The sequence below is a fragment of the Shouchella oshimensis genome, from assembly GCF_004375095.1.
Classification (GTDB): domain Bacteria; phylum Bacillota; class Bacilli; order Bacillales; family Bacillaceae_D; genus Shouchella; species Shouchella oshimensis.
Genome location: NZ_SNUX01000002.1, coordinates 23,408 through 48,204 on the forward strand (window position 1 = coordinate 23,408; position 24,797 = coordinate 48,204).

Sequence of the window (24,797 nt, forward strand, 5' to 3'; positions counted from 1 at the left end):
CAGGAGGTGTAACTATGAGCAGTATTATCGAGCAAAAACAACAAGTTGTAGCTGAGATTGCTTCAAAGCTAAAAGACAGCAAGTCAACAATTGTTGTTGACTATCGTGGTCTTAATGTTGCGCAAGTAACAGAGCTTCGTAAGCAACTACGTGAAGCGGGTGTTGAGTATAAAGTTTACAAAAACACGCTTGTACGTCGTGCTACAGCTGAGACAGGCCTTTCTGGACTTGATGAGCACCTTGTTGGACCAACTGCAATTGCATTTGGTGGAGAAGATGTTATCGCTCCAGCTAAAGTTCTTAATGAATTTGCTAAGAAGAACGAAGCGCTTGAAATTAAAACAGGTGTAATCGAAGGTGAAGTTGCAACAGCGGCAGATGTGAAAGCATTAGCTGAGCTTCCATCTCGTGACGGTTTACTTTCAATGCTTGCAAACGTGCTTCAAGCACCAGTACGTCAGTTCGCGCTTGCTACAAAAGCAGTTGCAGAACAAAAAGAAGAACAAGGCGCGTAAGTTAACCGCCTAAACTATAACAGATATCGAATTAGGAGGATTTACAATGAGTAAAGATCAAATCATTGAAGCGATCAAAGAAATGACAGTTCTTGAGCTAAATGACCTTGTAAAAGCAATCGAAGAGGAGTTTGGTGTAACAGCAGCAGCTCCAGTAGCAGTAGCAGCAGGTGGCGGAGAAGCAGCAGCTGAGCAAACTGAATTTGATGTAGTTCTAGAATCTGCTGGTTCATCTAAAATCGGCGTAATCAAAGTGGTTCGTGAAATCACTGGTCTTGGACTTAAAGAAGCGAAAGCACTAGTTGATGGTGCTCCAGCTCCAATCAAAGAAGGCGTATCTAAAGAAGACGCTGAAGAAATGAAAGGCAAGCTTGAAGAAGCTGGCGCTAGCGTAGAAGTTAAGTAATTTCGCTTAACAATAGAAAGAAGGTCCGTGGAACGTTTCCACGGACCTTCTTTTCCCATAAAGTAAAGGAGGGATTCTGTTGAGTGATCATTATTATTCCCATTCACCAAACGCTAAAAGCAATGAGCGAACGTGGCGTTATACGTTGAGAGGGCATGATTTTTCGTTTACAACCGATAGGGGAGTTTTCTCAAAAGGAGAAGTCGACTTCGGTAGTAGGCTCCTGATTGAAACCTTTCAAGCACCAGAAATTGATGGAGGTATTCTTGATGTCGGTTGCGGGTATGGTCCAATAGGATTAGCGCTTGCGAAAGAATGTCAAGATCGCTCTGTTGTCATGATTGATGTCAATGAGCGTGCATCCACACTTGCAGAAAAAAATGCAACGGTTAATGGTGTGGCTAATTCTGATATCCGTTGGTATGAGAATGGTGTAAAGGACTTACGAGATTCGGACGTATTTGCTTCGGTGGTGACGAATCCGCCTATCCGAGCTGGGAAAGAGACTGTTCATGAAATCTATGAAGATGCTTATGAAAGGTTGCTTCCAGGAGGAGAGTTATGGGTTGTCATTCAAAAGAAGCAAGGGGCGCCATCAACGAAAAAAAAGTTAGAAGTTTTGTTTGGAGAAGAGTCAGTTGAAGTGAAGGCAAAGGATAAGGGGTATTTTATCTTTTTTGCAAGAAAAAATTGACTTGTTTTTTTCTCTATGCTATTATTATTTAATGCGTATAACTGCCTAAAATGCCGTTTCCAAATTCATGAGAGAACGCTCAATGATTGAAACGGTTCATTTTTGGTTATGCTAGTGCAATGCGTATAGAGTATATGAAAAATGTTTCTGATTTTCATACTATAAAGCTTTTTGTTCGTTTTGTATAGTCTAACATTTTTATGTTGGATCATGTAAGGCATTAGGATCAATCTGTTTGACTATCATTTTATGAGGGGCAAACAGTTGTAAGTTTAGATACTAAAACGCGAGATTTAAGGGGTGAATCAGTTGACAGGTCAACTAATTCAGTATGGACGTCACCGCCAGCGAAGAAGCTATGCGCGAATTAATGAAGTGCTGGATCTGCCAAACTTAATTGAAATTCAAACAGCTTCCTATCAATGGTTTCTTGATGAGGGTTTAAGAGAAATGTTTCAAGATATTTCTCCAATCCAAGACTTTACAGGTAATCTAGTCTTGGAATTTATTGACTACAGCTTGGGCGAACCTAAATACCCAGTTGATGAGTCAAAAGAACGTGATGTAACGTACGCTGCTCCACTTAGAGTAAAAGTACGTTTAATCAACAAAGAAACAGGTGAAGTAAAAGAGCAAGAAGTGTTCATGGGAGATTTTCCTCTTATGACGGAGACAGGCACGTTTGTCATTAATGGAGCTGAACGTGTTATTGTATCTCAGCTTGTTCGTTCACCGAGTGTGTACTACAGCCAAAAACTTGATAAAAACGGTAAAAAAGGGTTTACAGCTACCGTTATTCCGAATCGCGGTGCGTGGCTTGAGCTTGAAACAGATGCTAAAGACATCGTTTATGTTCGTATCGACCGTACAAGAAAGATTCCTGTATCGGTATTACTGCGTGCGCTAGGTTTTGGTTCTGATCAAGAAATCATTGACCTTTTAGGTGAAAATGAGTACTTGCGTGCGACCCTTGAAAAAGATAATACAGATTCAACGGATAAAGCGCTATTAGAAATTTACGAGCGCCTACGTCCAGGAGAGCCGCCAACCGTTGAAAATGCAAAGAGCTTATTAGAATCTCGTTTCTTTGATCCAAAGCGCTATGATTTAGCGAATGTTGGACGTTACAAGATTAATAAAAAGCTTCACATAAAAAATCGCCTGTTTAATCAACGTTTAGCCGAAAAGCTTGTTGATCCTGAAACAGGTGAAGTACTTGCAGAAGAAGGTACGTTACTGGACCGTCGTACATTGGATAAGTTGATCCCTCATTTAGAGAAAAATGTTGGTTTCCGTACAGCTCGTACGTCTGGTGGAGTATTAGAAGAATCGGATGTAGACATTCAGTCTATTCGCATTCAAGCTGCAGATGACCTTGATGAAGAAAGAACGATTTCCGTTATTGGTAATGGAATGGTTGATCGCGATGTGAAGCACATTGCTCCTTCTGACATCATTGCATCTATCAGCTACTTCTTTAACTTGTTACATGGTGTAGGTGACACGGATGATATTGATCACCTTGGTAACCGTCGTTTGCGTTCTGTAGGGGAACTTCTACAAAACCAGTTCCGTATTGGTCTTTCTCGTATGGAGCGTGTGGTTCGTGAACGTATGTCAATTCAAGACCCGAATGTCATTACGCCACAGGCACTTATTAACATTCGCCCTGTTATTGCATCTATTAAAGAGTTCTTTGGTAGCTCTCAGCTTTCTCAGTTCATGGACCAAACAAATCCTCTTGCCGAGTTAACGCATAAGCGTCGTCTTTCTGCACTCGGACCAGGTGGTTTAACCCGTGAACGTGCTGGTATGGAAGTGCGAGATGTTCATTACTCTCACTATGGTCGTATGTGTCCAATTGAAACACCAGAGGGTCCAAACATTGGTCTAATTAACTCCCTATCTTCTTATGCAAAAGTAAATGAGTTTGGTTTTATGGAGACACCGTATCGTCGTGTGGACCCTGAGACAGGTAAAGTAACAGCTCGTATTGATTACTTAACGGCAGATGAAGAAGATAATTATGTAGTCGCTCAAGCGAATGCGAAATTAAATGATGATGGTTCCTTCATGGATGAGAACATTATCGCTCGTTTCCGTGGTGAAAACACCGTTGTTCCTTTCGAAAGAATTGATTATATGGATGTATCGCCGAAACAAGTTGTATCTGCGGCTACGTCGTGTATTCCTTTCTTAGAGAATGATGACTCCAACCGTGCCCTTATGGGAGCCAATATGCAGCGTCAAGCTGTTCCGTTGCTTGTACCTGAAGCACCACTTGTTGGTACAGGGATGGAGCATATGTCTGCGAAAGATTCTGGTGCTGCAGTTGTGTCGAAATACCCTGGTGAAGTAGAGCGCGTTACGGCAAAAGAAATTTGGGTACGCCGTATAGAAGAAGTAGATGGTAAACAAGTAAAAGGGGATCTTGATAAATATCGCCTACAAAAGTTTATCCGCTCGAACCAAGGAACAAGCTACAACCAGCGTCCAATCGTTCGTGAAGGTGACGTTGTTGAAAAACGTGAGATTCTTGCAGATGGTCCTTCTATGGAACAAGGCGAAATGGCTCTTGGTCGTAACGTACTTGTTGGCTTTATGACATGGGAAGGTTACAACTATGAGGATGCTATTATTTTAAGTGAGCGTCTTGTTAAAGATGACGTGTATACATCTGTTCATATAGAAGAGTATGAAAGTGATGCTCGTGATACAAAGCTTGGACCTGAAGAAATTACAAGAGACATTCCAAACGTCGGTGAAGATGCACTACGCAACCTTGACGAACGTGGAATCATCCGTGTTGGTGCAGAAGTAAAAGATGGCGATATTCTTGTTGGAAAGGTTACTCCAAAAGGGGTTACAGAACTAACGGCTGAAGAGCGTCTTTTACATGCCATCTTTGGTGAGAAAGCCCGTGAAGTTCGTGATACTTCATTACGTGCACCACACGGTGGAGACGGTATCGTGTTGGATGTGAAGATCTTTAATCGTGAAGATGGCGATGAGTTACCACCTGGTGTGAATCAGCTTGTACGAGTTTATATCGTACAGAAGCGTAAGATTAACCAAGGTGATAAAATGGCCGGACGTCACGGTAACAAAGGTGTAATCTCACGTATCCTACCAGAAGAGGATATGCCGTATCTTCCAGACGGAACACCAATTGATATCATGTTAAACCCATTAGGGGTACCATCACGAATGAACATCGGACAAGTGCTTGAGCTTCATTTAGGAATGGCAGCTCGTAAACTTGGCATTCACGTTGCATCACCAGTATTTGATGGCGCTCGTGAAGAAGATGTTTGGGGAACCCTCGATGAAGCGGGTATGGCTCGTGACGGTAAAACAATCCTTTATGACGGACGCACAGGTGAGCCGTTTGACAACCGTGTTTCTGTAGGAATCATGTATATGATTAAACTTGCGCACATGGTTGATGATAAGCTTCACGCACGTTCAACAGGTCCTTACTCTCTTGTTACACAACAACCACTAGGTGGTAAAGCTCAGTTCGGTGGACAGCGTTTCGGAGAGATGGAAGTATGGGCACTTGAAGCCTACGGTGCTGCTTACACACTACAAGAGATTTTAACGGTGAAATCAGATGATGTTGTAGGACGTGTGAAAACGTATGAAGCGATTGTTAAAGGTGAGAATGTTCCTGAACCTGGCGTTCCTGAATCGTTCAAAGTATTAATCAAAGAGCTTCAGTCCCTTGGTATGGACGTTAAGATGCTTTCAAGTAATGAAGAAGAAATAGAAATGAGAGAATTAGACGATGAAGATGAACAAACATCTGAAAAGCTAAATCTCCAATTAGAAACAAACGAATCACAAGCTTAATAGTGAGGAGGGAGGAGTGATCCTCCTTCCCTCATCCATTTATAGAGGGTGGAACGTTCCACCTATAAAAGGGACTCCACAGTAGTGGAAATCATAAGGGAGGTTGGCCCCTTGATCGATGTAAATAACTTTGAATACATGAAAATTGGTTTGGCATCGCCAAATAAGATTCGTTCTTGGTCTCGTGGTGAAGTAAAGAAACCTGAGACAATTAACTACCGTACATTAAAGCCGGAAAAAGACGGTCTTTTTTGTGAGCGTATCTTTGGACCGCAAAAAGACTGGGAATGTCATTGTGGAAAATATAAACGCGTTCGTTATAAAGGTGTCGTTTGTGACCGTTGTGGTGTTGAAGTTACACGGGCGAAAGTACGCCGTGAACGCATGGGGCATATCGAATTAGCTGCTCCTGTATCTCATATTTGGTATTTCAAAGGAATCCCAAGTCGAATGGGGCTTGTTTTAGACATGTCTCCTCGTTCTTTAGAGGAAGTCATTTATTTCGCATCGTACGTGGTAACAGATCCAGGTGATACACCACTTGAGAAGAAACAACTTCTCTCTGAAAAAGAATACCGCGCTTATTATGATAAATACGGTCGTACGTTCACCGCGTCAATGGGTGCAGAAGCGATCCGTAAACTTTTAGCTGATATTGATTTACCTAAAGAAGTAAATGCGTTAAAAGAAGAATTAGAAACAGCACAAGGTCAAAGACGTACACGTGCGATTAAACGTTTGGAAGTATTGGAAGCATTCCGTAATTCAGGGAACGAGCCGTCTTGGATGGTGCTTGATGTTCTACCTGTTATCCCGCCAGAACTACGTCCGATGGTTCAGTTAGATGGTGGTCGTTTTGCTACTTCTGATCTGAATGACCTTTATCGCCGTGTGATTAACCGGAATAACCGTTTAAAACGTCTATTAGATTTAGGTGCTCCTAATATTATCGTACAAAATGAGAAGCGTATGCTTCAAGAAGCTGTCGATGCACTGATTGACAATGGTCGTCGTGGTCGTCCTGTTACAGGTCCTGGTAACCGTCCATTAAAATCACTGTCTCATATGCTAAAAGGAAAACAAGGTCGTTTCCGTCAAAACTTACTAGGTAAACGTGTTGACTACTCAGGTCGTTCGGTTATCGTTGTTGGTCCGAACTTGAAGATGTATCAGTGTGGATTACCGAAAGAAATGGCGCTTGAACTCTTTAAGCCATTTGTTATGAAAGAACTAGTTTCTAAAGGGTTAGCTCATAACATTAAGAGTGCGAAGAGAAAAGTAGAACGTGTTCAACCAGAAGTCTGGGATGTGCTAGAAGAAGTTATTCGTGAACATCCGGTACTTCTAAACCGTGCACCGACACTTCACCGTTTAGGAATTCAAGCTTTCGAACCAATTTTAGTTGAAGGCCGCGCAATTAAGCTTCACCCTCTTGTATGTACAGCTTATAATGCTGACTTTGATGGTGACCAAATGGCGGTACACGTACCACTTTCTGCTGAAGCACAAGCGGAAGCGCGTATCTTAATGTTAGCTGCGCAAAACATCTTAAATCCTAAGGATGGTAAGCCAGTTGTAACACCTTCACAGGATATGGTCCTTGGTAACTACTATTTAACAATGGAGAATGCAGAGGCTCGTGGAGAGGGTGCAGTATTTAAAGATACGAACGAAGCGATTATTGCGTATCAAAACGGCTACGTCCACCTTCATACAAGGGTTGCTGTTCCTGTTTCATCACTTAACAAGCCTACTTTTAAAGAAGAGCAGCAAGACTTGCTTTTACTTACAACTGTAGGGAAGTTACTCTTCAATGAAATTATGCCGGATTCATTTCCTTATATAAATGAGCCGACAAATACAAACCTTGAAGTAGAAACGCCAGAGAAATATCTCGTTTCAAGTGATACAAATATTAAGGAAGAATTTAAGAATCGCTCTATCGTTGCGCCGTTCAAAAAAGGATTCCTTGGTAATGTTATCTCTGAAGTCTTCAAGAAGTTCAAGATTACAGAAACGTCTAAGATGCTTGACCGCATGAAGGACCTTGGTTTCACGTATTCGACAAAAGCGGGTATTACCGTTGGTGTATCTGATATCGTCGTACTATCTGAGAAAAAGGAAATTCTTGAAGAAGCTGATACGAAAGTTGAACGTATTACGAAGCAGTTCCGTCGTGGTTTGATTACAGAAGAAGAGCGTTATGACCGTGTTATCTCTATCTGGAGTGAAGCGAAAGACGTTATTCAAAGTAAGTTGATGGGTACCCTTGATGAACGTAACCCAATCTTTATGATGAGTGACTCTGGAGCCCGTGGTAACGCATCAAACTTTACGCAGCTTGCTGGTATGCGTGGACTAATGGCGAATCCATCTGGTCGAATTATTGAATTACCGATCAAATCAAGTTTCCGTGAAGGGTTAACGGTACTAGAGTACTTTATCTCTACACACGGAGCTCGTAAAGGTCTTGCCGATACCGCACTTAAAACGGCTGACTCAGGTTATTTAACACGTCGACTTGTTGATGTTGCCCAAGACGTTATCGTTCGTGAGAATGACTGTGGCACCGATCGCGGTCTTGAAGTAGCAGCGATTAAAGAAGGCACTGAAACAATCGAGAATCTATATGATCGTCTTGTTGGACGTGTGGCGTTTAAAACCGTTCATCATCCAGAAACGGAAGAAGTTCTTATTCGTCGCGGTGAATTAATGACTGAAGACATTTCGAAACAGATTGTTGATGCTGGTGTTGAAGCAGTAACGATTCGTTCTGTCTTTACATGTAATACCCGTCACGGTGTATGTAAAGCTTGTTATGGCCGCAACCTTGCAACAGGAAGCGATGTTGAAGTTGGAGAAGCAGTTGGTATCATTGCTGCCCAATCCATCGGTGAGCCAGGAACACAGCTTACGATGCGTACATTCCATACAGGTGGTGTAGCAGGGGACGATATTACACAAGGTCTACCGCGTATCCAAGAGTTGTTTGAAGCGCGTAACCCTAAAGGTCAAGCAACGATTACTGAAATTGATGGCGATGTAATCGACGTTAAAGACGGTGATAAGCGAGAGGTAACGATTCAAAACGCACTAGAAACAAAAAATTATGCAATTCCTTATGGTTCCCGTCTGAAAGTGGTCCCTGGTGATAAAGTTGTTGCTGGTCAAACACTAACAGAAGGTTCAATTGATCCAAAAGAATTGCTTAAGGTTACTGGTATGGGTGGCGTTCAAGAGTATCTCTTACGTGAAGTTCAAAAAGTATACCGTCTACAAGGGGTAGAAATTGGCGATAAGCACGTTGAGGTTATGGTTCGCCAAATGCTTCGTAAGATCCGTGTAGTTGATGCAGGGGATACAGGCGTCTTACCAGGTTCTCTCATTGAGATTCAGAAGTTTAACGACGCAAATAGTAAAGTCCTTGTAAGTAACGAGCGCCCAGCAACAGGTCGTCCGGTCTTACTTGGAATTACAAAAGCGTCGCTTGAGACGGATTCCTTCTTATCAGCAGCGTCGTTCCAAGAAACAACTCGTGTCTTAACAGATGCTGCAATTAAAGGAAAACGTGATGAGCTTCTCGGACTTAAAGAGAATGTTATCATTGGTAAGTTGGTACCAGCAGGAACGGGGTTAAATCGTTATAAGAATCTTGGTATCCATTCTGCTCATGATGAAAAAGCAGAAAAAACCGAAGAAGTTGTAGCAGAGGAAGTACTCGTTCAAGAATAAATTGTTAAAATCACCGGATAGGCTGTTGACACAGCCTATCTTGCGGTGATACTATATCAAAGTGTGCCTGACAGTCTGCTGCTTTGGAGGTTTGACTATGTCTTATGAAAAAGTAGAACAGGCAAAAGATCCGGTAATCGGAAGAAAACAGACACTAAAAGCACTGCATGCTCGTATAGTCAAAGAGCTGTACGTGGCAAACGACGCTGATCAGCGGATAACGCAAGAGGTTGTCAATGCTGCTATAGATACAGATGTTGCGGTTGTGTATGTCGATTCAATGAAATTGCTTGGAAAAGCGTGTGGAATTGAAGTCGGTGCAGCCACTGTAGCGTTAAGGAAATAGAGAGTTTGTTTTGATTGTTCAAAACAACCTATTCTTTTGCCTAAACATGAACCACCTGGATCAGTGGTCTTAGAAATAAAGAAGGGAGGAAACAAAAAATGCCTACTATTAATCAGTTAATTCGCAAAGGTCGCGTAGACAAAGTGAAAAAGTCTGACTCACCTGCACTTAACAAAGGATACAATAGCTTCAAAAAAGCTCAAACAAATGTATCTTCTCCACAAAAACGTGGTGTTTGCACGCGTGTTGGTACTATGACACCGAAGAAACCGAACTCGGCTCTTCGTAAATATGCTCGTGTACGTTTGACGAACTCAATTGAGGTTACTGCATACATCCCAGGAATTGGACACAACTTGCAAGAGCACAGTGTTGTACTTATCCGTGGAGGTCGTGTAAAAGACTTACCAGGAGTACGTTACCACATCGTTCGTGGTGCACTTGATACTGCAGGTGTTCAAAACCGTATGCAAGGTCGTTCTAAATATGGAACTAAGAAGCCAAAAGAGAAAAAGTAATAAACTAAAAAGGATAATCGGTGAAAGGAGGGGGACTCATGCCTCGTAAAGGTCCAGTACCACGTCGTGATGTATTACCTGATCCAATGTATAATTCTAAGCTTGTAACCCGCCTCATCAACCGCATCATGGTTGACGGGAAGCGCGGAACTGCTCAAACGATTTTATATAATGCTTTCGATCTTGTAAAAGAGCGTAGCGGAAACGATGCAATGGAAGTTTTCGATCAAGCATTGAAGAACATTATGCCAGTTCTTGAAGTTAGAGCTCGCCGTGTTGGTGGTTCAAACTATCAAGTACCAGTGGAAGTAAGACCTGATCGTCGTACGACTTTAGGTTTACGCTGGTTAGTAAACTATTCACGTCTTCGTGGCGAAAAGACAATGGAAGAGCGTCTTGCTAACGAAATTCTTGATGCAGCAAACAACACTGGTTCTGCAGTTAAGAAACGTGAAGATATGCATAAAATGGCAGAAGCAAATAAAGCATTTGCTCACTACCGCTGGTAGGATTAAAATAACATTTATTTTGAAAGGAGAACGTTATTATGGCAAGAGAATTCTCCTTAAAAGATACGCGTAATATCGGCATCATGGCTCACATCGATGCCGGTAAAACGACGGCAACTGAACGTATTCTTTACTATACAGGTCGTGTACACAAAATTGGTGAAACACACGAAGGTGCTTCTCAAATGGACTGGATGGCGCAAGAGCAAGAGCGTGGTATTACAATCACATCTGCTGCGACAACAGCTCAATGGAAAGACCACCGTATCAATATCATTGATACGCCTGGACACGTAGATTTTACAGTAGAAGTTGAACGTTCATTACGTGTACTTGATGGGGCAGTTGCGGTATTAGATGCACAATCAGGTGTTGAACCGCAAACAGAGACTGTTTGGCGTCAAGCAACAACGTATGGTGTACCACGTATCGTATTCGTTAACAAAATGGATAAGACTGGTGCAGATTTCATGTATTCTGTTGGAACATTACGTGATCGTTTACAAGCGAACGCTCACCCAATTCAACTTCCAATCGGTGCTGAAGATGAGTTCTCGGGTTTCATTGACTTAATTGAAATGAAAGCCCACATCTCAAAAGATGACCTTGGACAAGAATGGGAAGTAACAGATATTCCTTCTGAATATGAAGAGCAAGCAACAAAAATGCGCGAATCACTAGTTGAAGCAGTTGCTGAACTAGATGAAGAGCTTATGATGAAGTATCTTGAAGGTGAAGAGCCAACAAACGAAGAGCTTGTTGCTGCTATCCGCCAAGGTACTTGTAATGTTGACTTCTACCCTGTTATTTGTGGTTCTGCTTTCAAAAACAAAGGGGTTCAAGCTTTACTTGATGCAGTACTTGCTTACTTGCCATCTCCTCTCGATGTTGCGGCTATTCGTGGTCATGTTCCTGACAGCGAAGAAGAAGTAACTCGTGAGCCTGGTGATGATCAACCGTTTGCTGCACTTGCTTTTAAAGTAATGACAGATCCTTTCGTAGGAAAACTTACATTCTTCCGTGTTTACTCTGGTACACTTAACTCTGGTTCTTATGTGCGTAATGCGACAAAAGACAAGCGTGAACGTGTAGGTCGTATTCTTCAAATGCACGCGAACTCTCGTGAGGAAATCTCAACGGTTTACTCTGGTGATATCGCTGCTGCAGTTGGTTTAAAGGATACAACAACTGGGGATACTTTATGTGATGAAAAGAACCTTGTAATCTTAGAGTCCATGCAGTTCCCTGAACCAGTTATTCACTTATCTGTAGAGCCTAAGTCAAAAGCAGACCAAGATAAAATGGGTATTGCGCTTGCGAAGCTTGCAGAAGAGGATCCAACGTTCAAAACGCATACAGATGAAGAAACGGGTCAAACCATCATCGGTGGTATGGGTGAACTTCACTTAGACATCATCGTTGATCGTATGAAGCGTGAATTCAAAGTAGAAGCAAACGTTGGTGCACCACAAGTTTCATACCGTGAAACAATTCGTCAAACAGCACAAGTCGAAGGTAAATTCGTTCGTCAGTCTGGTGGACGCGGTCAGTTCGGACACGTTTGGGTTGAGTTCTCTCCTAACGAAGAAGGCGCTGGCTTTGAATTCGAAAATGCGATTGTTGGGGGAGCAGTTCCTCGTGAATACATTGGTTCCGTTCAACAAGGTATTGAAGAAGCACTTGATAACGGTATGGTTGCTGGATTCCCAGTAATTGATATTAAAGCGAAACTGTATGATGGTTCTTACCATGATGTCGATTCATCTGAGATGGCCTTTAAGATTGCCGCTTCAATGGCACTTAAAAATGCTAAATCAAAATGTGCTCCGGTATTACTTGAGCCTCTAATGAAGGTTGAAGTTGTAATCCCTGAAGAGTACATGGGCGATATTATGGGTGACATTACAGCTCGTCGTGGACGTGTTGAAGGTATGGAAGCTCGTGGTAACTCACAAACAGTTAAAGCGTTTGTTCCACTTGCTGAAATGTTTGGTTATGCAACTAGCCTTCGTTCTCGTACACAAGGCCGTGGAACGTATTCTATGTTCTTTGACCACTATGAAGAAGTACCTAAGAGTGTTTCTGAAGAGATCATTAAAAAACAAACTGGAGCATAAGTCTTCCGCGTTGTTTTGAGTAACAAATTGTTGTAAGCTAGGGAGGAAACTGGCTGCTTGTCAGCTACCTTTCTTATGAATAAAAAAATTAACTGTATTTAAGGGAGGAAATGAATCATGGCTAAAGAAAAATTTGATCGTTCCAAAACACATGCCAATATCGGTACAATTGGACACGTTGACCATGGTAAAACAACTTTAACTGCTGCAATTACAACTGTACTTGCTAAACGTTCTGGTAAAGGACAAGCAATGGCATATGATGCAATCGATGGTGCTCCAGAAGAGCGTGAGCGTGGTATCACAATCTCAACTGCACACGTTGAGTATGAAACTGATTCTCGCCACTATGCACACGTTGACTGCCCAGGACACGCTGACTATGTTAAAAACATGATCACTGGTGCTGCACAAATGGACGGAGGAATCTTAGTAGTATCTGCTGCTGACGGTCCAATGCCACAAACTCGTGAGCACATCCTTCTTTCTCGCCAAGTAGGCGTACCTTACCTTGTTGTATTCTTAAACAAATGTGACATGGTAGATGACGAAGAGCTACTTGAGCTAGTAGAAATGGAAGTGCGTGACCTTCTTTCTGAGTATGACTTCCCTGGTGATGACGTTCCAGTTATCCAAGGTTCTGCTCTTAAAGCACTTCAAGGTGAAGCTGAGTGGGAAGAAAAAATCGTTGAGCTTATGAACGCTGTTGACGAATATATCCCAACTCCAGAGCGCGACAAAGATAAGCCTTTCATGATGCCAGTTGAGGACGTATTCTCAATCACTGGTCGTGGAACAGTTGCTACTGGTCGTGTAGAGCGTGGTCAACTTAACGTTGGTGACACTGTAGAAATTCTTGGTATTGAAGAAGAGAAGAAATCTACAACTGTAACTGGTGTAGAAATGTTCCGTAAGCTTCTTGACTATGCAGAAGCTGGAGACAACATCGGTGCCCTTCTTCGTGGGGTAGCTCGTGAAGATATCCAACGTGGCCAAGTACTTGCTAAGCCTGGTACAATTACACCACACACAAACTTCAAAGCTGAAGTTTATGTTCTTTCAAAAGAAGAGGGTGGACGTCACACTCCATTCTTCTCTAACTATCGTCCACAATTCTATTTCCGTACAACTGACGTAACTGGTATCTGCCAATTACCAGAAGGTACAGAAATGGTTATGCCTGGTGATAACATTGAAATGACTGTTGAGCTTATCGCTCCAATCGCGATTGAAGAAGGTACTAAATTCTCAATCCGTGAAGGTGGCCGTACAGTAGGCGCTGGCGTTGTAGCTACAATCCAAAAATAATTCATTTCTATAACTAAAGAGGACGGATTTTATTCGTCCTCTTTTTCTTTTGAAAAAAATTCTCTCAAACCCTTGCAATCATAGGCGTTGATCTATATAATAGTAGAAGTGTGCCCCGAAAGGTACGTTTCTTTGTTTCTATGAACAGAAAGTAATGTTTCTATGTGTCACACGTTTGACAGCGATGATGCGGAAGGTTGCTGACACACCCGGCCCCTTTGCCATGGGAGGGTGAGGAAATTTCCGCGGAGTATGTCTATTTTATAAAATGGGCGAAAAAGGAGGGCTATTATGGCAAAGCAAAAGATTCGTATTCGTTTAAAAGCGTATGATCACCGTGTTCTAGATCAGTCAGCTGAGAAGATTGTTGAAACGGCAAAACGTTCAGGTGCGAGCGTATCAGGACCGATTCCACTTCCAACTGAAAAATCTGTTTACACGATTTTACGTGCGGTTCACAAGTATAAAGATTCTCGTGAGCAGTTCGAAATGCGTACGCACAAGCGTCTAATTGACATTGTGAATCCAACACCACAAACTGTGGATGCGTTAATGCGTTTAGATTTACCGTCTGGCGTTGATATCGAAATTAAGCTATAAGCTAAAAAATAAAATTTAACATTTAATAGGAGGTGTAACGGATGTCCAAAGGAATCTTAGGAAGAAAAATTGGTATGACTCAAGTATTTGCTGAAAACGGTGAAGTAATTCCTGTAACAGTTATTGAAGCTGAGCCAAATGTTATTCTTCAGAAGAAAACAATTGAATCAGATGGTTATGAAGCTATTCAAATCGGTTTCGCTGATGCGAAAAAGCCTAACAAACCAGAAGTAGGTCATGCAACGAAAGCAGAAGCAACACCTAAGCGCTTCATTAAGGAAATCCGTGACGTTAATCTTGACGAGGTTGAAGTTGGTCAAGCGATTAGCGTAACAACATTTGCAGCAGGAGAAATCGTTGATGTAACAGGTACATCTAAAGGGAAAGGTTTCCAAGGTGCAATTAAGCGCCATAACCAATCTCGTGGACCTATGTCTCACGGTTCTCGTTACCACCGTCGTCCTGGTTCAATGGGACCTGTAGCGCCTAACCGCGTATTTAAAGGTAAATTATTACCTGGTCGTATGGGTGGAGAGCAAATTACAATCCAAAACCTAGAGATCGTTCGTGTAGATGAAGAGCGCAATCTTCTTCTAGTTAAAGGGAACGTTCCTGGTGCGAAGAAAAGCTATGTAACTGTTCAAGCAGCAGTTAAAGCGTAACGTTATAGAAAGGAGGCCATTCGAATGCCAAAAGTAACAGTTTTTAACCAAACAGGTTCTCAAGTTGGAGACATCGAACTTGCTGATGCAGTATTTGGGATTGAACCAAATAACAGTGTATTACACGATGCAGTAATCATGCAGCAAGCGTCTCTACGTCAAGGTACGCATAAAACAAAAGGACGTTCTGAAGTTCGTGGTGGTGGTAGAAAGCCATGGCGCCAAAAAGGAACTGGACGCGCGCGTCAAGGTTCTATCCGTTCTCCACAATGGGTTGGCGGTGGTGTTGTATTTGGACCAACTCCACGTAGTTATAGCTACAAACTTCCAAAGAAAGTTCGTCGTTTAGCTCTTAAGTCTGCTTTGTCTTCTAAAGTACAAGGTTCAGAATTAGTTGTGCTTGATACTCTTTCTTTTGAAGAGATTAAAACGAAATCTATGAAGGAAGTACTTGCTAGTTTATCAGTAGAATCAAAAGCACTTGTTGTAACAGCTGATTACAATGAAAATGTTGCTCTTTCTGCTCGTAACTTACCAGGTGTTACTTTCCTTACAGCTGACAGCGTTAATGTGTTAGACCTTCTTAAGCATGACAAAGTTGTCATCACTAAAGACGCAGTCGAAAAGGTAGAGGAGGTGCTTGCGTAATGTCGAACGCACGTGATATCATTAAGCGCCCTATTATTACTGAGAAGTCTGCTGACTTAATGGAAAATAAACAGTACACGTTTGACGTTGATGTTCGCGCGAACAAATCTCAAATCAAAGATGCGATCGAAGAAATCTTTGAAGTGAAGGTTGCTAGCGTCAATACGGTCAACTATAAAGGTAAGTCTAAGCGATTCGGTCGTTTCACAGGCTTTACTGCAAAACGCAAGAAAGCAGTCGTTCAACTATCAGCGGATAGTAAAGAACTAGACTTCTTTGAAGCGTAAGAATTTGAAGAAGGAGGGAACTTATTATGGCAATTAAAAAGTATAAACCGACCAGTGCCGGACGTCGTCACATGAGTGTGTCTGATTTCGCTGAAATCACAACTGACAAGCCGGAAAAATCGTTACTTGCTCCTTTGCATAATAAAGGTGGTCGTAACAACCAAGGTCGTTTAACTGTACGTCATCAAGGTGGCGGTCATAAGCGTCAGTACCGTGTAATTGATTTCAAACGTAATAAAGATGGAATTCCAGGACGCGTTGCTACAGTCGAGTATGATCCAAACCGCTCTGCAAACATCGCTTTGATTCACTATGTTGATGGTGAAAAGCGTTATATCTTAGCTCCAAAAGGCTTAAAAGTAGGTACTATGATTGAGTCTGGTTCTGAAGCGGACATTAAAGTAGGTAACACGTTACCACTAATTAATATCCCTGTAGGTACTGTGATTCATAATATTGAACTTCGTCCTGGTAAAGGCGGTCAATTAGTACGTTCTGCTGGTACTGAAGCTCAACTTCTTGGTAAAGAAGGACAATATGTGCTTGTACGTCTAAACTCTGGCGAAACACGCTACATTCTTTCAACTTGTCGCGCAACGATCGGTCAAGTTGGAAATGTTGAACATGAGCTTATTAACATCGGTAAAGCTGGACGTTCTCGTTGGAAAGGTATCCGTCCAACTGTTCGTGGTTCTGTAATGAACCCTAACGATCACCCACACGGTGGTGGTGAAGGTAAAGCGCCAATTGGCCGTCCGTCACCAATGTCTCCATGGGGTAAACCAACACTTGGATTCAAAACTCGTAAGAAAAACAAACACTCCGACAAGTACATCGTACGTCGTCGTAAAAAATAACGTGGTTTGTCTACGGTTCTCATCTAGAACCGTGGTCGAATCTCGAAGGGAGGCACTCACATGGGCCGTAGTTTGAAAAAAGGACCTTTCGTCGATGGTCATCTGATGAAGAAAGTCGAAGCTTTAAACGAAACAAACGACAAGAAAGTTGTAAAGACTTGGTCTCGTCGTTCTACAATCTTCCCTGACTTTATTGGTCACACGTTTGCTGTTTATGATGGACGCAAGCACGTACCGGTATATGTATCAGAAGATATGGTTGGACACAAACTTGGTGAATTTGCTCCTACACGCACGTATAAAGGGCATGCCGCTGACAAGAAAACAAGACGTTAAGTAAGAAAGGAGGACCAATCTCATGGAACAAGCTAAAGCTGTTGCGAAACAGGTTCGCATTGCGCCTCGTAAAGTTCGTCTTGTTATCGATCTTATCCGCGGTAAACAAGTCGGTGAAGCCATTGCAATCTTAAAGCATACACCTAAATCTGCTTCTCCTGTAGTTGAAAAGCTTTTGAATTCCGCTATTGCGAATGCTGAGCACAATTACGAAATGGAGCCGAATAATCTCGTTATTTCAGAAGCTTTCGTTGATGAAGGCGTTACGCTTAAACGTTTCCGCCCTCGTGCACAAGGTCGTGCGAGCCGGATCAACAAACGTACGAGCCACATTACATTGGTTGTATCAGAAAAGAAGGAGGGATAACACATGGGTCAAAAAGTAAATCCTATCGGACTTCGCGTTGGCGTTATTCGTGATTGGGATTCTAAGTGGTACGCTAGTAAAAAAGACTATGCTGATCTACTTCATGAAGACATCACAATTCGTGAACACGTTGAAGGTCGTTTAAAAGATGCATCAGTATCTAAAGTAGAAATCGAACGCGCTGCGAACCGTGTGAATATCACAATTTCTACTGCCAAGCCAGGAATGGTGATCGGAAAAGGCGGTTCAGAAGTTGAAGCACTACGTAAATCTCTAAACCAACTTACAGGTAAAAGAGTACACATTAACATTTCAGAAATTAAGCATGCAGATTTAGATGCTAAATTAGTTGCTGAAAATATCGCTCGTCAGCTAGAGAATCGTATCTCTTTCCGTCGCGCTATGAAACAAGCCATTCAACGTACAATGCGTTCTGGTGCAAAAGGAATCAAAACACAAGTATCTGGTCGTCTTGGTGGCGCAGATATCGCTCGTGCAGAGCACTATAGCGAAGGAACAGTTCCACTTCACACACTTCGTGCTGATATTGACTATGGTACAGCTGAAGCTGATACAACATACGGCAAAATCGGTGTGAAAATTTGGGTTTACCGTGGTGAAGTCCTTCCAGCGAAAGGAACGAACAAAGAGGAAGGAGGCAACTAATCATGTTAATGCCTAAACGCGTTAAATATCGTCGTGAACACCGCGGAAAAATGCGTGGTCGTGCTAAAGGCGGTACAGAAGTACATTTCGGTGAATACGGTCTACAAGCGCTTGAAGCGTCTTGGATTACAAACCGTCAAATCGAATCAGCTCGTATTGCAATGACTCGTTACATGAAACGTGGCGGTAAAGTATGGATTAAGATTTTCCCATCTAAACCTTACACTGCTAAGCCACTTGAAGTTCGAATGGGTTCAGGTAAAGGTGCTCCAGAAGGTTGGGTTGCCGTCGTGAAACCAGGTAAGATTATGTTTGAAATCTCCGGTGTATCTGAAGAAGTTGCACGCGAAGCTTTACGTCTTGCCTCTCACAAGTTGCCTGTTAAATGTAAATTCGTAAAACGTGAAGAAGTGGGTGGTGACTCAAATGAAAGCAACTGATATCCGTAATTTAACCACTGCTGAAATCGAACAAAAGACGCAAACTCTTAAAGAAGAGCTTTTCAACCTACGCTTTCAATTAGCAACTGGGCAACTTGAAAACCCAGTGCGCATTCGCGAAGTCCGCAAAGGTATTGCACGTGCAAAAACTGTTTTGCGTGAACGCGAGCTCGGAATTAACAACGGCTAAAAAAGGAGGTTTGCTGCATGGACCGCAATCAGCGTAAAGTTTACCAAGGTCGTGTCGTGTCTGACAAAATGGACAAAACGATTAGCGTTCTTGTTGAAACATACAAGGTCGATCGCCTTTATGGTAAACGTGTAAAGTACTCAAAGAAGTTCAAAACACATGATGAAGAAAATACTGCAAAAGTTGGCGACATCGTTCGTATTATGGAAACTCGCCCACTTTCAAAAGATAAACGTTTTCGTTTAGTAGAAGTTGTAGAAGAAGCTATTATTATCTAATAGGCTACGGTTGAAAGGAGGTAAACAGTATGATTCAACAAGAAAGCCGTTTAAAAGTTGCTGACAACTCTGGAGCGCGTGAAGTTCTTTGTATTAAAGTACTTGGTGGTTCTGGACGTAAGACAGCTAACATTGGTGATGTTATTGTTTGTTCGGTAAAACAAGCAACACCAGGTGGCGTTGTTAAGAAAGGTGACGTTGTTCGTGCGGTAATTGTTCGCTCTAAGAGCGGTGTTCGCCGTAACGACGGGTCATATATCAAGTTTGATGAGAACGCAGCTGTAATCGTACGTGACGATAAGGGTCCTCGCGGAACTCGTATCTTCGGTCCGGTAGCACGTGAACTTCGAGACAAACAGTTTATGAAAATTGTTTCTCTAGCTCCTGAGGTACTATAAGGTTCGTTTTGGATAAAGAGATCAATGGATGTTTACTCAGGGAGGTGCAAAAGTGATGCATGTCAAAAAAGGCGATACAGTAATCGTTATTGCTGGTAAAGACAAAGGGAAGCAAGGGACGATCCTTGAAGCTTACCCGAAAAAGAGCCGTGTGCTTGTTGAAGGAATTAACATGGTAAAGAAACACGCGAAACCTTCACAAGATAATCCACAAGGTGGAATTCTTGATCAAGAAGCACCGATTCATTCTTCTAACGTTATGCTAGTTGATCCAAAAACAGGAGAACGTACTCGTGTTGGATTTAAAGAAGAAGATGGTAAAAAAGTACGTGTAGCGAAAAAATCTGGCGAAATCATCAAGTAGTCAGTCAGGTGAAAGGAGGACCACTCTAAATGAATCGTTTGAAAGAAAAGTATCAGACTGAGATTGTTTCATCTCTAACAGAGAAATTTAACTATTCTTCTGTAATGGCTGTGCCAAAGATTGAAAAGATTGTTGTGAACATGGGTGTCGGTGAAGCTGTTCAAAACGCAAAAGTTTTGGATAAAGCGGTTGAAGAACTTCAACAAATCACTGGTCAAAAGCCTGTTGTGACAAAAGCAAAGAAATCAATTGCTGGCTTTAAATTACGTGAGGGTATGCCAATCGGTGCAAAAGTTACATTACGCGGTGAGCGTATGTATGACTTCTTGGATAAATTGGTTTCTGTTTCTCTTCCACGTGTACGTGACTTCCGTGGGATCTCAAAGAAAGCATTTGACGGTCGTGGAAACTACACGCTTGGCGTGAAAGAACAGCTAATTTTCCCGGAAATCGACTATGATAAAGTTGATAAAGTCCGTGGTATGGATATCGTAATCGTTACAACTGCTCAGACAGATGAAGAAGCGCGTGAATTACTTACTCAAGTAGGCATGCCGTTCCAAAAATAATCTCTTAAAGAAGAGGAGGGAACACGTTGGCAAAAAAATCTATGATTGCAAAGCAACAGCGCACTCCTAAGTATAACGTTCAAAAGTATACTCGTTGTGAGCGTTGCGGACGTCCTCATTCAGTGTTGCGTAAATTTAAACTTTGCCGTATTTGCTTCAGAGAACTTGCTTATAAAGGGCAAATTCCTGGTGTGAAAAAAGCAAGCTGGTAAATCGATTGGGAAGGAGGTAATTAATTATGGTCATGACGGATCCAATTGCAGATATGCTAACTCGTATTCGTAACGCGAACCTTGTACGTCACGAGAAATTAGAGCTTCCTGCTTCTATGGTGAAGAAGGAAATCGCTGAAATTCTTAAGCGTGAAGGTTTTGTTCGCGATTATGAGTACATTGAAGATAACAAACAAGGTGTTATTCGTATCTTCCTAAAGTACGGAACATCTAACGAGCGTGTAATTACTGGTCTTAAACGTATCTCTAAGCCAGGACTACGTGTCTACGCAAAATCAACTGAACTACCTCGTGTACTTGGTGGTCTTGGTATTGCGATCGTATCGACTTCTAAAGGTTTATTAACTGATAAAGAAGCGCGTCAACAACAAATCGGTGGCGAAGTACTCGCTTACGTTTGGTAATAAAGCTTAATTGAAATGGAGGTGTACTACAAATGTCTCGAGTAGGATTAAAACCTATTACAATTCCTGAGGGAGTTACAGTTTCTTTAGATGGTAACCTTTGTACTGTTAAAGGTCCTAAAGGTGAATTAAGCCGTGAGCTTCACCCTGCTATTAAAGTAAACTTAGAAAACAACGAAATGAGTTTCGCTCGTCCATCAGATCATAAAGAGCATCGTGCTCTACATGGTACAATGCGTGCGAACGTAAACAACATGGTTGAGGGAGTAACAAAAGGATTTGAGCGCGCACTTGAACTGAACGGTGTCGGTTACCGTGCTTCTAAATCTGGCAATAAGCTTGTGCTTAACGTTGGTTATTCTCACCCAGTTGAAATCACACCTGAAGAAGGTCTTGAAATCGAAGTACCATCTAACACGAAAGTTATTGTTAAAGGAATTAACAAAGAACGTGTTGGTGCACTTGCTTCTAACATTCGCGCTGTACGTCAGCCTGAGCCTTACAAAGGTAAAGGTATTCGTTATGAAGGCGAGTATGTGCGTCGTAAAGAAGGTAAAACTGGTAAATAATTAGTATCGACAAAGAAAGGAATGACGTCTCATGATTACGAAGCCTAACTCAAATACAGGCCGTAAGAAAAGACACGCTCACGTACGCCGCAATTTAAGCGGTACGCCGCAGCGTCCACGTTTAAACGTATTCCGTTCTTCTAAGCACATTTACGCTCAATTAATTGATGACGTGAATGGTGTCACTCTTGCTCAAGCTTCATCACTTGATAAAGAATTGAAGATCGAAAAGGGTTCAAATAAAGAAGCAGCTCGCCAAGTTGGTGAAGCAGTTGCAAAACGTGCGATCGAAGCGGGACACGAAGTTATCGTGTTTGACCGTGGAGGATATCTATATCACGGACGCGTTGCTGAGCTTGCAGATGCAGCTCGCGAAGCAGGTCTGAAATTCTAAAAACGAAGGAGGGAAACCTTTTTATGCGTTCAATCGATCCAAATACTTTGGAACTTGAAGAAAAAGTCGTTACGATCAACCGTGTCGCAAAGGTTGTTAAAGGTGGTCGTCGCTTCCGCTTTGCTGCACTTGTTGTAGTAGGGGATAAAAATGGTCACGTCGGCTTTGGAATGGGGAAAGCTCAGGAGGTACCTGAAGCAATCCGTAAAGCTGTTGAAGATGCAAAGAAAAACTTAATTGAAGTACCGCTTGTTAATACAACAATCCCACACCAAATTGTTGGACGTTTTGGTGCTGGACGCGTATTTCTAAAGCCGGCTTCAGAAGGTACTGGAGTTATCGCTGGTGGTCCTGTACGTGCTGTACTTGAACTATCTGGTGTTGGCGATGTTCTTTCTAAGTCTCTTGGTTCAAGCAACCCAATTAACATGGTTCGTGCTACAATCACAGGCTTAACGAATCTTAAGCGTGCTGAAGAAGTAGCAAAACTACGTGGTAAATCCGTAGAAGAACTGTTAGGTTAAGGGAGGGATTACGATGGCGAAGAAGTTAGAAATCACCCTTACACGTAGCTTGATCGGCCGTCCTAGCGATCAACGCGTGACAGTAAACACACTTGGTTTACGTAAAATGCATCAAACTGTAGTACAAGAAGATAACGTAGCAATTCGTGGTATGGTTAACAAAGTAAAGCACTTAGTTACTGTAAACGAAATTGACGCGTAAATAGATGATTTTTAGCAACGAGGAGGTGTAGGAAGCATGAAACTTCATGAGTTACAACCAGCAGAAGGTTCACGCAAAGTCCGTAATCGTGTAGGTCGCGGAATTGGTTCTGGTAACGGAAAAACTTCTGGTAGAGGACACAAAGGTCAAAAAGCCCGCTCAGGTGGTGGCGTAAGACTTGGTTTCGAAGGTGGTCAAAACCCACTTTATCGTCGTTTACCGAAACGTGGCTTTACGAACATTCACCGTAAAGAATATACGGTTGTTAGCCTTGATGTATTAAACCGTTTTGAAGCAGGAGCAGAAGTTACTCCTGAACTCTTAATTGAATCAAAAGCAGTTAAGAACGTAAAACACGGTATTAAAGTGTTAGGAAATGGCAGCTTAGATAAAAACTTGACTGTTAAAGCAAACAAGTTCTCTGCATCTGCAGTAAAAGCAATTGAAGCTGCTGGCGGAAAAACAGAGGTGGTTTAATGTTTAAGGCGATCTCCAACATCTTCCGTGTGAGAGATTTACGTCGCAAAATCATCTTTACGCTCTTGATGCTTATCGTATTTCGAGTTGGTACATTTATTCCCGTGCCAGGTACGAATAGTGATGCGCTAGACTTGCTATTCGGTGAGGCGAATGCATTCGGCTTTCTTGATACCTTTGGTGGTGGAGCATTAAGTAACTTCTCGATTTTTGCGATGGGGATTATGCCTTACATTACAGCATCGATCGTTGTACAGCTTTTACAGCTAGATGTTGTACCGAAATTTGCTGAATGGGCGAAGCAAGGTGAGGCTGGTCGAAAAAAGCTAACACAGGTTACTCGTTATGGAACGATCGTTTTAGGTTTTGTTCAAGCGATTGCCATGTCCATCGGTTTTAACTCAATGGCTTCTACAGGTTCGGTCGACTTAATTGTCAATCCTGGTCCGATGACATACATCTATATCGCGATTGTATTAACAGCAGGTACCGCCTTTTTAATGTGGGTTGGTGAACAAATTACTGCACATGGTGTTGGTAATGGCATCTCGATCATCATTTTTGCAGGTATCGCAGCTGGTATTCCAAATATGCTTAATACGTTGTATGTTTCGGAACTTGAAGGGGCTGGCGATCAGCTATTTATAGCTATTGTCACCGTAGCGCTGTTGGCTTTAATTGTTTTACTTATTATTGTCGGTGTGATCTATGTGCAACAAGCATTGCGTAAAATTCCTGTGCAATACGCGAAACGTGTTGTGAACCGTAGTCCTGTTGGCGGACAGTCAACGCACTTACCGATTAAGGTAAATGCGGCAGGGGTTATCCCAGTTATCTTTGCTTCCGCACTATTTTACTTCCCTTCCACAATCGCAACGTTTGTTGGAACAGAAGATAGTGCATGGGCAAATTGGATTGTTCAAAACTTTGTACCCGGCACATTGATTGGAGGATCAGCTTTTGTTCTTCTTATCATCGCCTTTACGTATTTCTATACGTTTGTTCAAGTTAACCCCGAAAAAATGGCGGATAACTTGAAGCGACAAGGTGGATACATTCCTGGTATTCGTCCAGGGCAAGCGACACAGTCGTTTATTACGCGAATTTTATACCGGTTAACGTTCGTTGGTGCGCTTTTCCTAGCAACGATCGCAACGATTCCGGTTGTCTTTATTGCTCTTTTAGATCTCCCACCTCAAGTTCAGATTGGTGGAACTGGACTTCTCATCATCGTTGGGGTTGCTCTTGATACGATGAAGCAAATTGAAGGACAGTTAATAAAACGATCGTATAAAGGATTTATCAACTAAAGAGAGCGGAATTGGGTTTTTCCCT

General features: G+C 42.2%; 32 protein-coding genes. All 32 read left to right on the plus strand.

What is annotated here, in order from left to right; translation table 11 throughout:
* Positions 1 to 14 precede the first annotated feature (14 nt).
* A complete protein-coding gene (rplJ, locus tag E2L03_RS06170; protein WP_038475770.1) occupies positions 15 to 515 on the plus strand; it encodes a 50S ribosomal protein L10 in 501 nt (166 codons plus the stop codon).
* A gap of 46 nt (positions 516 to 561) precedes the next feature.
* Positions 562 to 921 (plus strand): 50S ribosomal protein L7/L12, encoded by a 360-nt coding sequence (gene rplL, locus E2L03_RS06175; protein WP_035395635.1) that lies wholly within the window; start codon positions 562 to 564, stop codon positions 919 to 921.
* Between the two features lie 79 nt (positions 922 to 1,000).
* The gene (locus E2L03_RS06180; protein ID WP_055736636.1) at positions 1,001 to 1,615 is read left to right on the plus strand and encodes a class I SAM-dependent methyltransferase; all 615 of its coding nucleotides are present in this window, start codon (positions 1,001 to 1,003) and stop codon (positions 1,613 to 1,615) included.
* 309 nt (positions 1,616 to 1,924) lie between these two features.
* Complete coding sequence (gene rpoB / locus E2L03_RS06185; RefSeq protein WP_038475775.1) at positions 1,925 to 5,467, plus strand: DNA-directed RNA polymerase subunit beta; 3,543 nt, start codon at positions 1,925 to 1,927, stop codon at positions 5,465 to 5,467.
* Positions 5,468 to 5,578: 111 nt separating this feature from the next.
* Positions 5,579 to 9,199 carry a DNA-directed RNA polymerase subunit beta' gene (gene rpoC / locus E2L03_RS06190; protein WP_134258731.1) on the plus strand — a complete coding sequence of 1,207 codons (3,621 nt, stop codon included), beginning with the start codon at positions 5,579 to 5,581 and terminating at the stop codon, positions 9,197 to 9,199.
* Between the two features lie 97 nt (positions 9,200 to 9,296).
* A complete protein-coding gene (locus E2L03_RS06195; RefSeq protein ID WP_035395636.1) occupies positions 9,297 to 9,545 on the plus strand; it encodes a 50S ribosomal protein L7ae-like protein in 249 nt (82 codons plus the stop codon).
* 98 nt (positions 9,546 to 9,643) lie between these two features.
* Positions 9,644 to 10,063, plus strand: a complete 420-nt coding sequence (gene rpsL, locus E2L03_RS06200; RefSeq protein ID WP_035395638.1) for a 30S ribosomal protein S12 — start codon at positions 9,644 to 9,646, stop codon at positions 10,061 to 10,063.
* 38 nt (positions 10,064 to 10,101) lie between these two features.
* On the plus strand, positions 10,102 to 10,572 hold the full coding sequence (gene rpsG, locus E2L03_RS06205; protein ID WP_035395639.1) for a 30S ribosomal protein S7: 471 nt from the start codon (positions 10,102 to 10,104) through the stop codon (positions 10,570 to 10,572).
* Between the two features lie 38 nt (positions 10,573 to 10,610).
* The gene (gene fusA, locus E2L03_RS06210) at positions 10,611 to 12,689 is read left to right on the plus strand and encodes an elongation factor G (protein WP_038475780.1); all 2,079 of its coding nucleotides are present in this window, start codon (positions 10,611 to 10,613) and stop codon (positions 12,687 to 12,689) included.
* A gap of 117 nt (positions 12,690 to 12,806) precedes the next feature.
* A complete protein-coding gene (gene tuf / locus E2L03_RS06215) occupies positions 12,807 to 13,997 on the plus strand; it encodes an elongation factor Tu (protein ID WP_038475783.1) in 1,191 nt (396 codons plus the stop codon).
* Between the two features lie 291 nt (positions 13,998 to 14,288).
* On the plus strand, positions 14,289 to 14,597 hold the full coding sequence (gene rpsJ / locus E2L03_RS06220; RefSeq protein WP_017729599.1) for a 30S ribosomal protein S10: 309 nt from the start codon (positions 14,289 to 14,291) through the stop codon (positions 14,595 to 14,597).
* 41 nt (positions 14,598 to 14,638) lie between these two features.
* Positions 14,639 to 15,259 carry a 50S ribosomal protein L3 gene (gene rplC / locus E2L03_RS06225; RefSeq protein ID WP_134258732.1) on the plus strand — a complete coding sequence of 207 codons (621 nt, stop codon included), beginning with the start codon at positions 14,639 to 14,641 and terminating at the stop codon, positions 15,257 to 15,259.
* Positions 15,260 to 15,283: 24 nt separating this feature from the next.
* A complete protein-coding gene (rplD, locus tag E2L03_RS06230) occupies positions 15,284 to 15,907 on the plus strand; it encodes a 50S ribosomal protein L4 (RefSeq protein WP_038475788.1) in 624 nt (207 codons plus the stop codon).
* Positions 15,907 to 16,194: a 50S ribosomal protein L23 gene (gene rplW, locus E2L03_RS06235; protein WP_035395648.1), complete on the plus strand. Its 288-nt coding sequence runs from the start codon at positions 15,907 to 15,909 to the stop codon at positions 16,192 to 16,194. Before rplD ends, rplW begins: the two co-directional genes overlap by 1 nt.
* A gap of 26 nt (positions 16,195 to 16,220) precedes the next feature.
* A complete protein-coding gene (gene rplB / locus E2L03_RS06240) occupies positions 16,221 to 17,051 on the plus strand; it encodes a 50S ribosomal protein L2 (protein ID WP_038475791.1) in 831 nt (276 codons plus the stop codon).
* A 60-nt stretch (positions 17,052 to 17,111) separates the two neighbouring features.
* Positions 17,112 to 17,387: a 30S ribosomal protein S19 gene (rpsS, locus tag E2L03_RS06245; RefSeq protein WP_035395650.1), complete on the plus strand. Its 276-nt coding sequence runs from the start codon at positions 17,112 to 17,114 to the stop codon at positions 17,385 to 17,387.
* Positions 17,388 to 17,409: 22 nt separating this feature from the next.
* Complete coding sequence (rplV, locus tag E2L03_RS06250) at positions 17,410 to 17,754, plus strand: 50S ribosomal protein L22 (RefSeq protein WP_035395652.1); 345 nt, start codon at positions 17,410 to 17,412, stop codon at positions 17,752 to 17,754.
* A 3-nt stretch (positions 17,755 to 17,757) separates the two neighbouring features.
* On the plus strand, positions 17,758 to 18,420 hold the full coding sequence (rpsC, locus tag E2L03_RS06255; protein WP_038475794.1) for a 30S ribosomal protein S3: 663 nt from the start codon (positions 17,758 to 17,760) through the stop codon (positions 18,418 to 18,420).
* Between the two features lie 2 nt (positions 18,421 to 18,422).
* On the plus strand, positions 18,423 to 18,860 hold the full coding sequence (gene rplP, locus E2L03_RS06260) for a 50S ribosomal protein L16 (RefSeq protein ID WP_035395655.1): 438 nt from the start codon (positions 18,423 to 18,425) through the stop codon (positions 18,858 to 18,860).
* Entirely contained in the window at positions 18,847 to 19,050 is a 204-nt protein-coding gene (gene rpmC / locus E2L03_RS06265) for a 50S ribosomal protein L29 (RefSeq protein WP_035395658.1), read from the plus strand. The genes rplP and rpmC overlap by 14 nt, the downstream gene beginning before the upstream one ends.
* A gap of 17 nt (positions 19,051 to 19,067) precedes the next feature.
* On the plus strand, positions 19,068 to 19,328 hold the full coding sequence (rpsQ, locus tag E2L03_RS06270) for a 30S ribosomal protein S17 (protein ID WP_035395660.1): 261 nt from the start codon (positions 19,068 to 19,070) through the stop codon (positions 19,326 to 19,328).
* Positions 19,329 to 19,357: 29 nt separating this feature from the next.
* The gene (gene rplN / locus E2L03_RS06275; RefSeq protein WP_035395662.1) at positions 19,358 to 19,726 is read left to right on the plus strand and encodes a 50S ribosomal protein L14; all 369 of its coding nucleotides are present in this window, start codon (positions 19,358 to 19,360) and stop codon (positions 19,724 to 19,726) included.
* Between the two features lie 55 nt (positions 19,727 to 19,781).
* Complete coding sequence (gene rplX / locus E2L03_RS06280; RefSeq protein ID WP_035395719.1) at positions 19,782 to 20,090, plus strand: 50S ribosomal protein L24; 309 nt, start codon at positions 19,782 to 19,784, stop codon at positions 20,088 to 20,090.
* A gap of 29 nt (positions 20,091 to 20,119) precedes the next feature.
* Positions 20,120 to 20,659: a 50S ribosomal protein L5 gene (rplE, locus tag E2L03_RS06285; RefSeq protein WP_038475797.1), complete on the plus strand. Its 540-nt coding sequence runs from the start codon at positions 20,120 to 20,122 to the stop codon at positions 20,657 to 20,659.
* 26 nt (positions 20,660 to 20,685) lie between these two features.
* Positions 20,686 to 20,871, plus strand: coding sequence for a type Z 30S ribosomal protein S14 (locus E2L03_RS06290; RefSeq protein WP_035395665.1), 186 nt, complete (start codon positions 20,686 to 20,688; stop codon positions 20,869 to 20,871).
* 26 nt (positions 20,872 to 20,897) lie between these two features.
* Positions 20,898 to 21,296, plus strand: coding sequence for a 30S ribosomal protein S8 (gene rpsH, locus E2L03_RS06295; protein WP_035395667.1), 399 nt, complete (start codon positions 20,898 to 20,900; stop codon positions 21,294 to 21,296).
* Between the two features lie 32 nt (positions 21,297 to 21,328).
* On the plus strand, positions 21,329 to 21,865 hold the full coding sequence (gene rplF / locus E2L03_RS06300; RefSeq protein WP_038475800.1) for a 50S ribosomal protein L6: 537 nt from the start codon (positions 21,329 to 21,331) through the stop codon (positions 21,863 to 21,865).
* Between the two features lie 31 nt (positions 21,866 to 21,896).
* Entirely contained in the window at positions 21,897 to 22,259 is a 363-nt protein-coding gene (rplR, locus tag E2L03_RS06305; RefSeq protein ID WP_035395670.1) for a 50S ribosomal protein L18, read from the plus strand.
* Between the two features lie 23 nt (positions 22,260 to 22,282).
* Entirely contained in the window at positions 22,283 to 22,783 is a 501-nt protein-coding gene (gene rpsE / locus E2L03_RS06310) for a 30S ribosomal protein S5 (protein WP_038475803.1), read from the plus strand.
* A 13-nt stretch (positions 22,784 to 22,796) separates the two neighbouring features.
* Positions 22,797 to 22,985: a 50S ribosomal protein L30 gene (gene rpmD / locus E2L03_RS06315; RefSeq protein ID WP_035395673.1), complete on the plus strand. Its 189-nt coding sequence runs from the start codon at positions 22,797 to 22,799 to the stop codon at positions 22,983 to 22,985.
* A 36-nt stretch (positions 22,986 to 23,021) separates the two neighbouring features.
* On the plus strand, positions 23,022 to 23,462 hold the full coding sequence (rplO, locus tag E2L03_RS06320) for a 50S ribosomal protein L15 (RefSeq protein WP_038475806.1): 441 nt from the start codon (positions 23,022 to 23,024) through the stop codon (positions 23,460 to 23,462).
* Positions 23,462 to 24,772, plus strand: a complete 1,311-nt coding sequence (gene secY, locus E2L03_RS06325; protein WP_038475808.1) for a preprotein translocase subunit SecY — start codon at positions 23,462 to 23,464, stop codon at positions 24,770 to 24,772. The genes rplO and secY overlap by 1 nt, the downstream gene beginning before the upstream one ends.
* The last annotated feature ends 25 nt before the right edge of the window (positions 24,773 to 24,797 follow it).

Bases quoted from the DNA above. Each gene is read 5' to 3' on its own strand.
- tuf (WP_038475783.1), top strand. From the start codon at position 12,807: ATGGCTAAAGAAAAATTTGATCGTTCCAAAACACATGCCAATATCGGT.
- rplP (WP_035395655.1), top strand. From the start codon at position 18,423: ATGTTAATGCCTAAACGCGTTAAATATCGTCGTGAACACCGCGGAAAA.
- rpsC (WP_038475794.1), top strand. From the start codon at position 17,758: ATGGGTCAAAAAGTAAATCCTATCGGACTTCGCGTTGGCGTTATTCGT.
- rplD (WP_038475788.1), top strand. From the start codon at position 15,284: ATGCCAAAAGTAACAGTTTTTAACCAAACAGGTTCTCAAGTTGGAGAC.
- rplJ (WP_038475770.1), top strand. From the start codon at position 15: ATGAGCAGTATTATCGAGCAAAAACAACAAGTTGTAGCTGAGATTGCT.
- rplW (WP_035395648.1), top strand. From the start codon at position 15,907: ATGTCGAACGCACGTGATATCATTAAGCGCCCTATTATTACTGAGAAG.
- rplO (WP_038475806.1), top strand. From the start codon at position 23,022: ATGAAACTTCATGAGTTACAACCAGCAGAAGGTTCACGCAAAGTCCGT.
- rpsQ (WP_035395660.1), top strand. From the start codon at position 19,068: ATGGACCGCAATCAGCGTAAAGTTTACCAAGGTCGTGTCGTGTCTGAC.
- rplV (WP_035395652.1), top strand. From the start codon at position 17,410: ATGGAACAAGCTAAAGCTGTTGCGAAACAGGTTCGCATTGCGCCTCGT.
- rpsJ (WP_017729599.1), top strand. From the start codon at position 14,289: ATGGCAAAGCAAAAGATTCGTATTCGTTTAAAAGCGTATGATCACCGT.
- rplL (WP_035395635.1), top strand. From the start codon at position 562: ATGAGTAAAGATCAAATCATTGAAGCGATCAAAGAAATGACAGTTCTT.
- rplC (WP_134258732.1), top strand. From the start codon at position 14,639: ATGTCCAAAGGAATCTTAGGAAGAAAAATTGGTATGACTCAAGTATTT.
- rpsL (WP_035395638.1), top strand. From the start codon at position 9,644: ATGCCTACTATTAATCAGTTAATTCGCAAAGGTCGCGTAGACAAAGTG.
- rpmD (WP_035395673.1), top strand. From the start codon at position 22,797: ATGGCGAAGAAGTTAGAAATCACCCTTACACGTAGCTTGATCGGCCGT.
- rplE (WP_038475797.1), top strand. From the start codon at position 20,120: ATGAATCGTTTGAAAGAAAAGTATCAGACTGAGATTGTTTCATCTCTA.
- rpsH (WP_035395667.1), top strand. From the start codon at position 20,898: ATGGTCATGACGGATCCAATTGCAGATATGCTAACTCGTATTCGTAAC.
- rplN (WP_035395662.1), top strand. From the start codon at position 19,358: ATGATTCAACAAGAAAGCCGTTTAAAAGTTGCTGACAACTCTGGAGCG.
- rplR (WP_035395670.1), top strand. From the start codon at position 21,897: ATGATTACGAAGCCTAACTCAAATACAGGCCGTAAGAAAAGACACGCT.
- rplB (WP_038475791.1), top strand. From the start codon at position 16,221: ATGGCAATTAAAAAGTATAAACCGACCAGTGCCGGACGTCGTCACATG.
- rplX (WP_035395719.1), top strand. From the start codon at position 19,782: ATGCATGTCAAAAAAGGCGATACAGTAATCGTTATTGCTGGTAAAGAC.
- E2L03_RS06195 (WP_035395636.1), top strand. From the start codon at position 9,297: ATGTCTTATGAAAAAGTAGAACAGGCAAAAGATCCGGTAATCGGAAGA.
- rpsG (WP_035395639.1), top strand. From the start codon at position 10,102: ATGCCTCGTAAAGGTCCAGTACCACGTCGTGATGTATTACCTGATCCA.
- secY (WP_038475808.1), top strand. From the start codon at position 23,462: ATGTTTAAGGCGATCTCCAACATCTTCCGTGTGAGAGATTTACGTCGC.
- rpsS (WP_035395650.1), top strand. From the start codon at position 17,112: ATGGGCCGTAGTTTGAAAAAAGGACCTTTCGTCGATGGTCATCTGATG.
- rplF (WP_038475800.1), top strand. From the start codon at position 21,329: ATGTCTCGAGTAGGATTAAAACCTATTACAATTCCTGAGGGAGTTACA.
- rpsE (WP_038475803.1), top strand. From the start codon at position 22,283: ATGCGTTCAATCGATCCAAATACTTTGGAACTTGAAGAAAAAGTCGTT.
- rpmC (WP_035395658.1), top strand. From the start codon at position 18,847: ATGAAAGCAACTGATATCCGTAATTTAACCACTGCTGAAATCGAACAA.
- fusA (WP_038475780.1), top strand. From the start codon at position 10,611: ATGGCAAGAGAATTCTCCTTAAAAGATACGCGTAATATCGGCATCATG.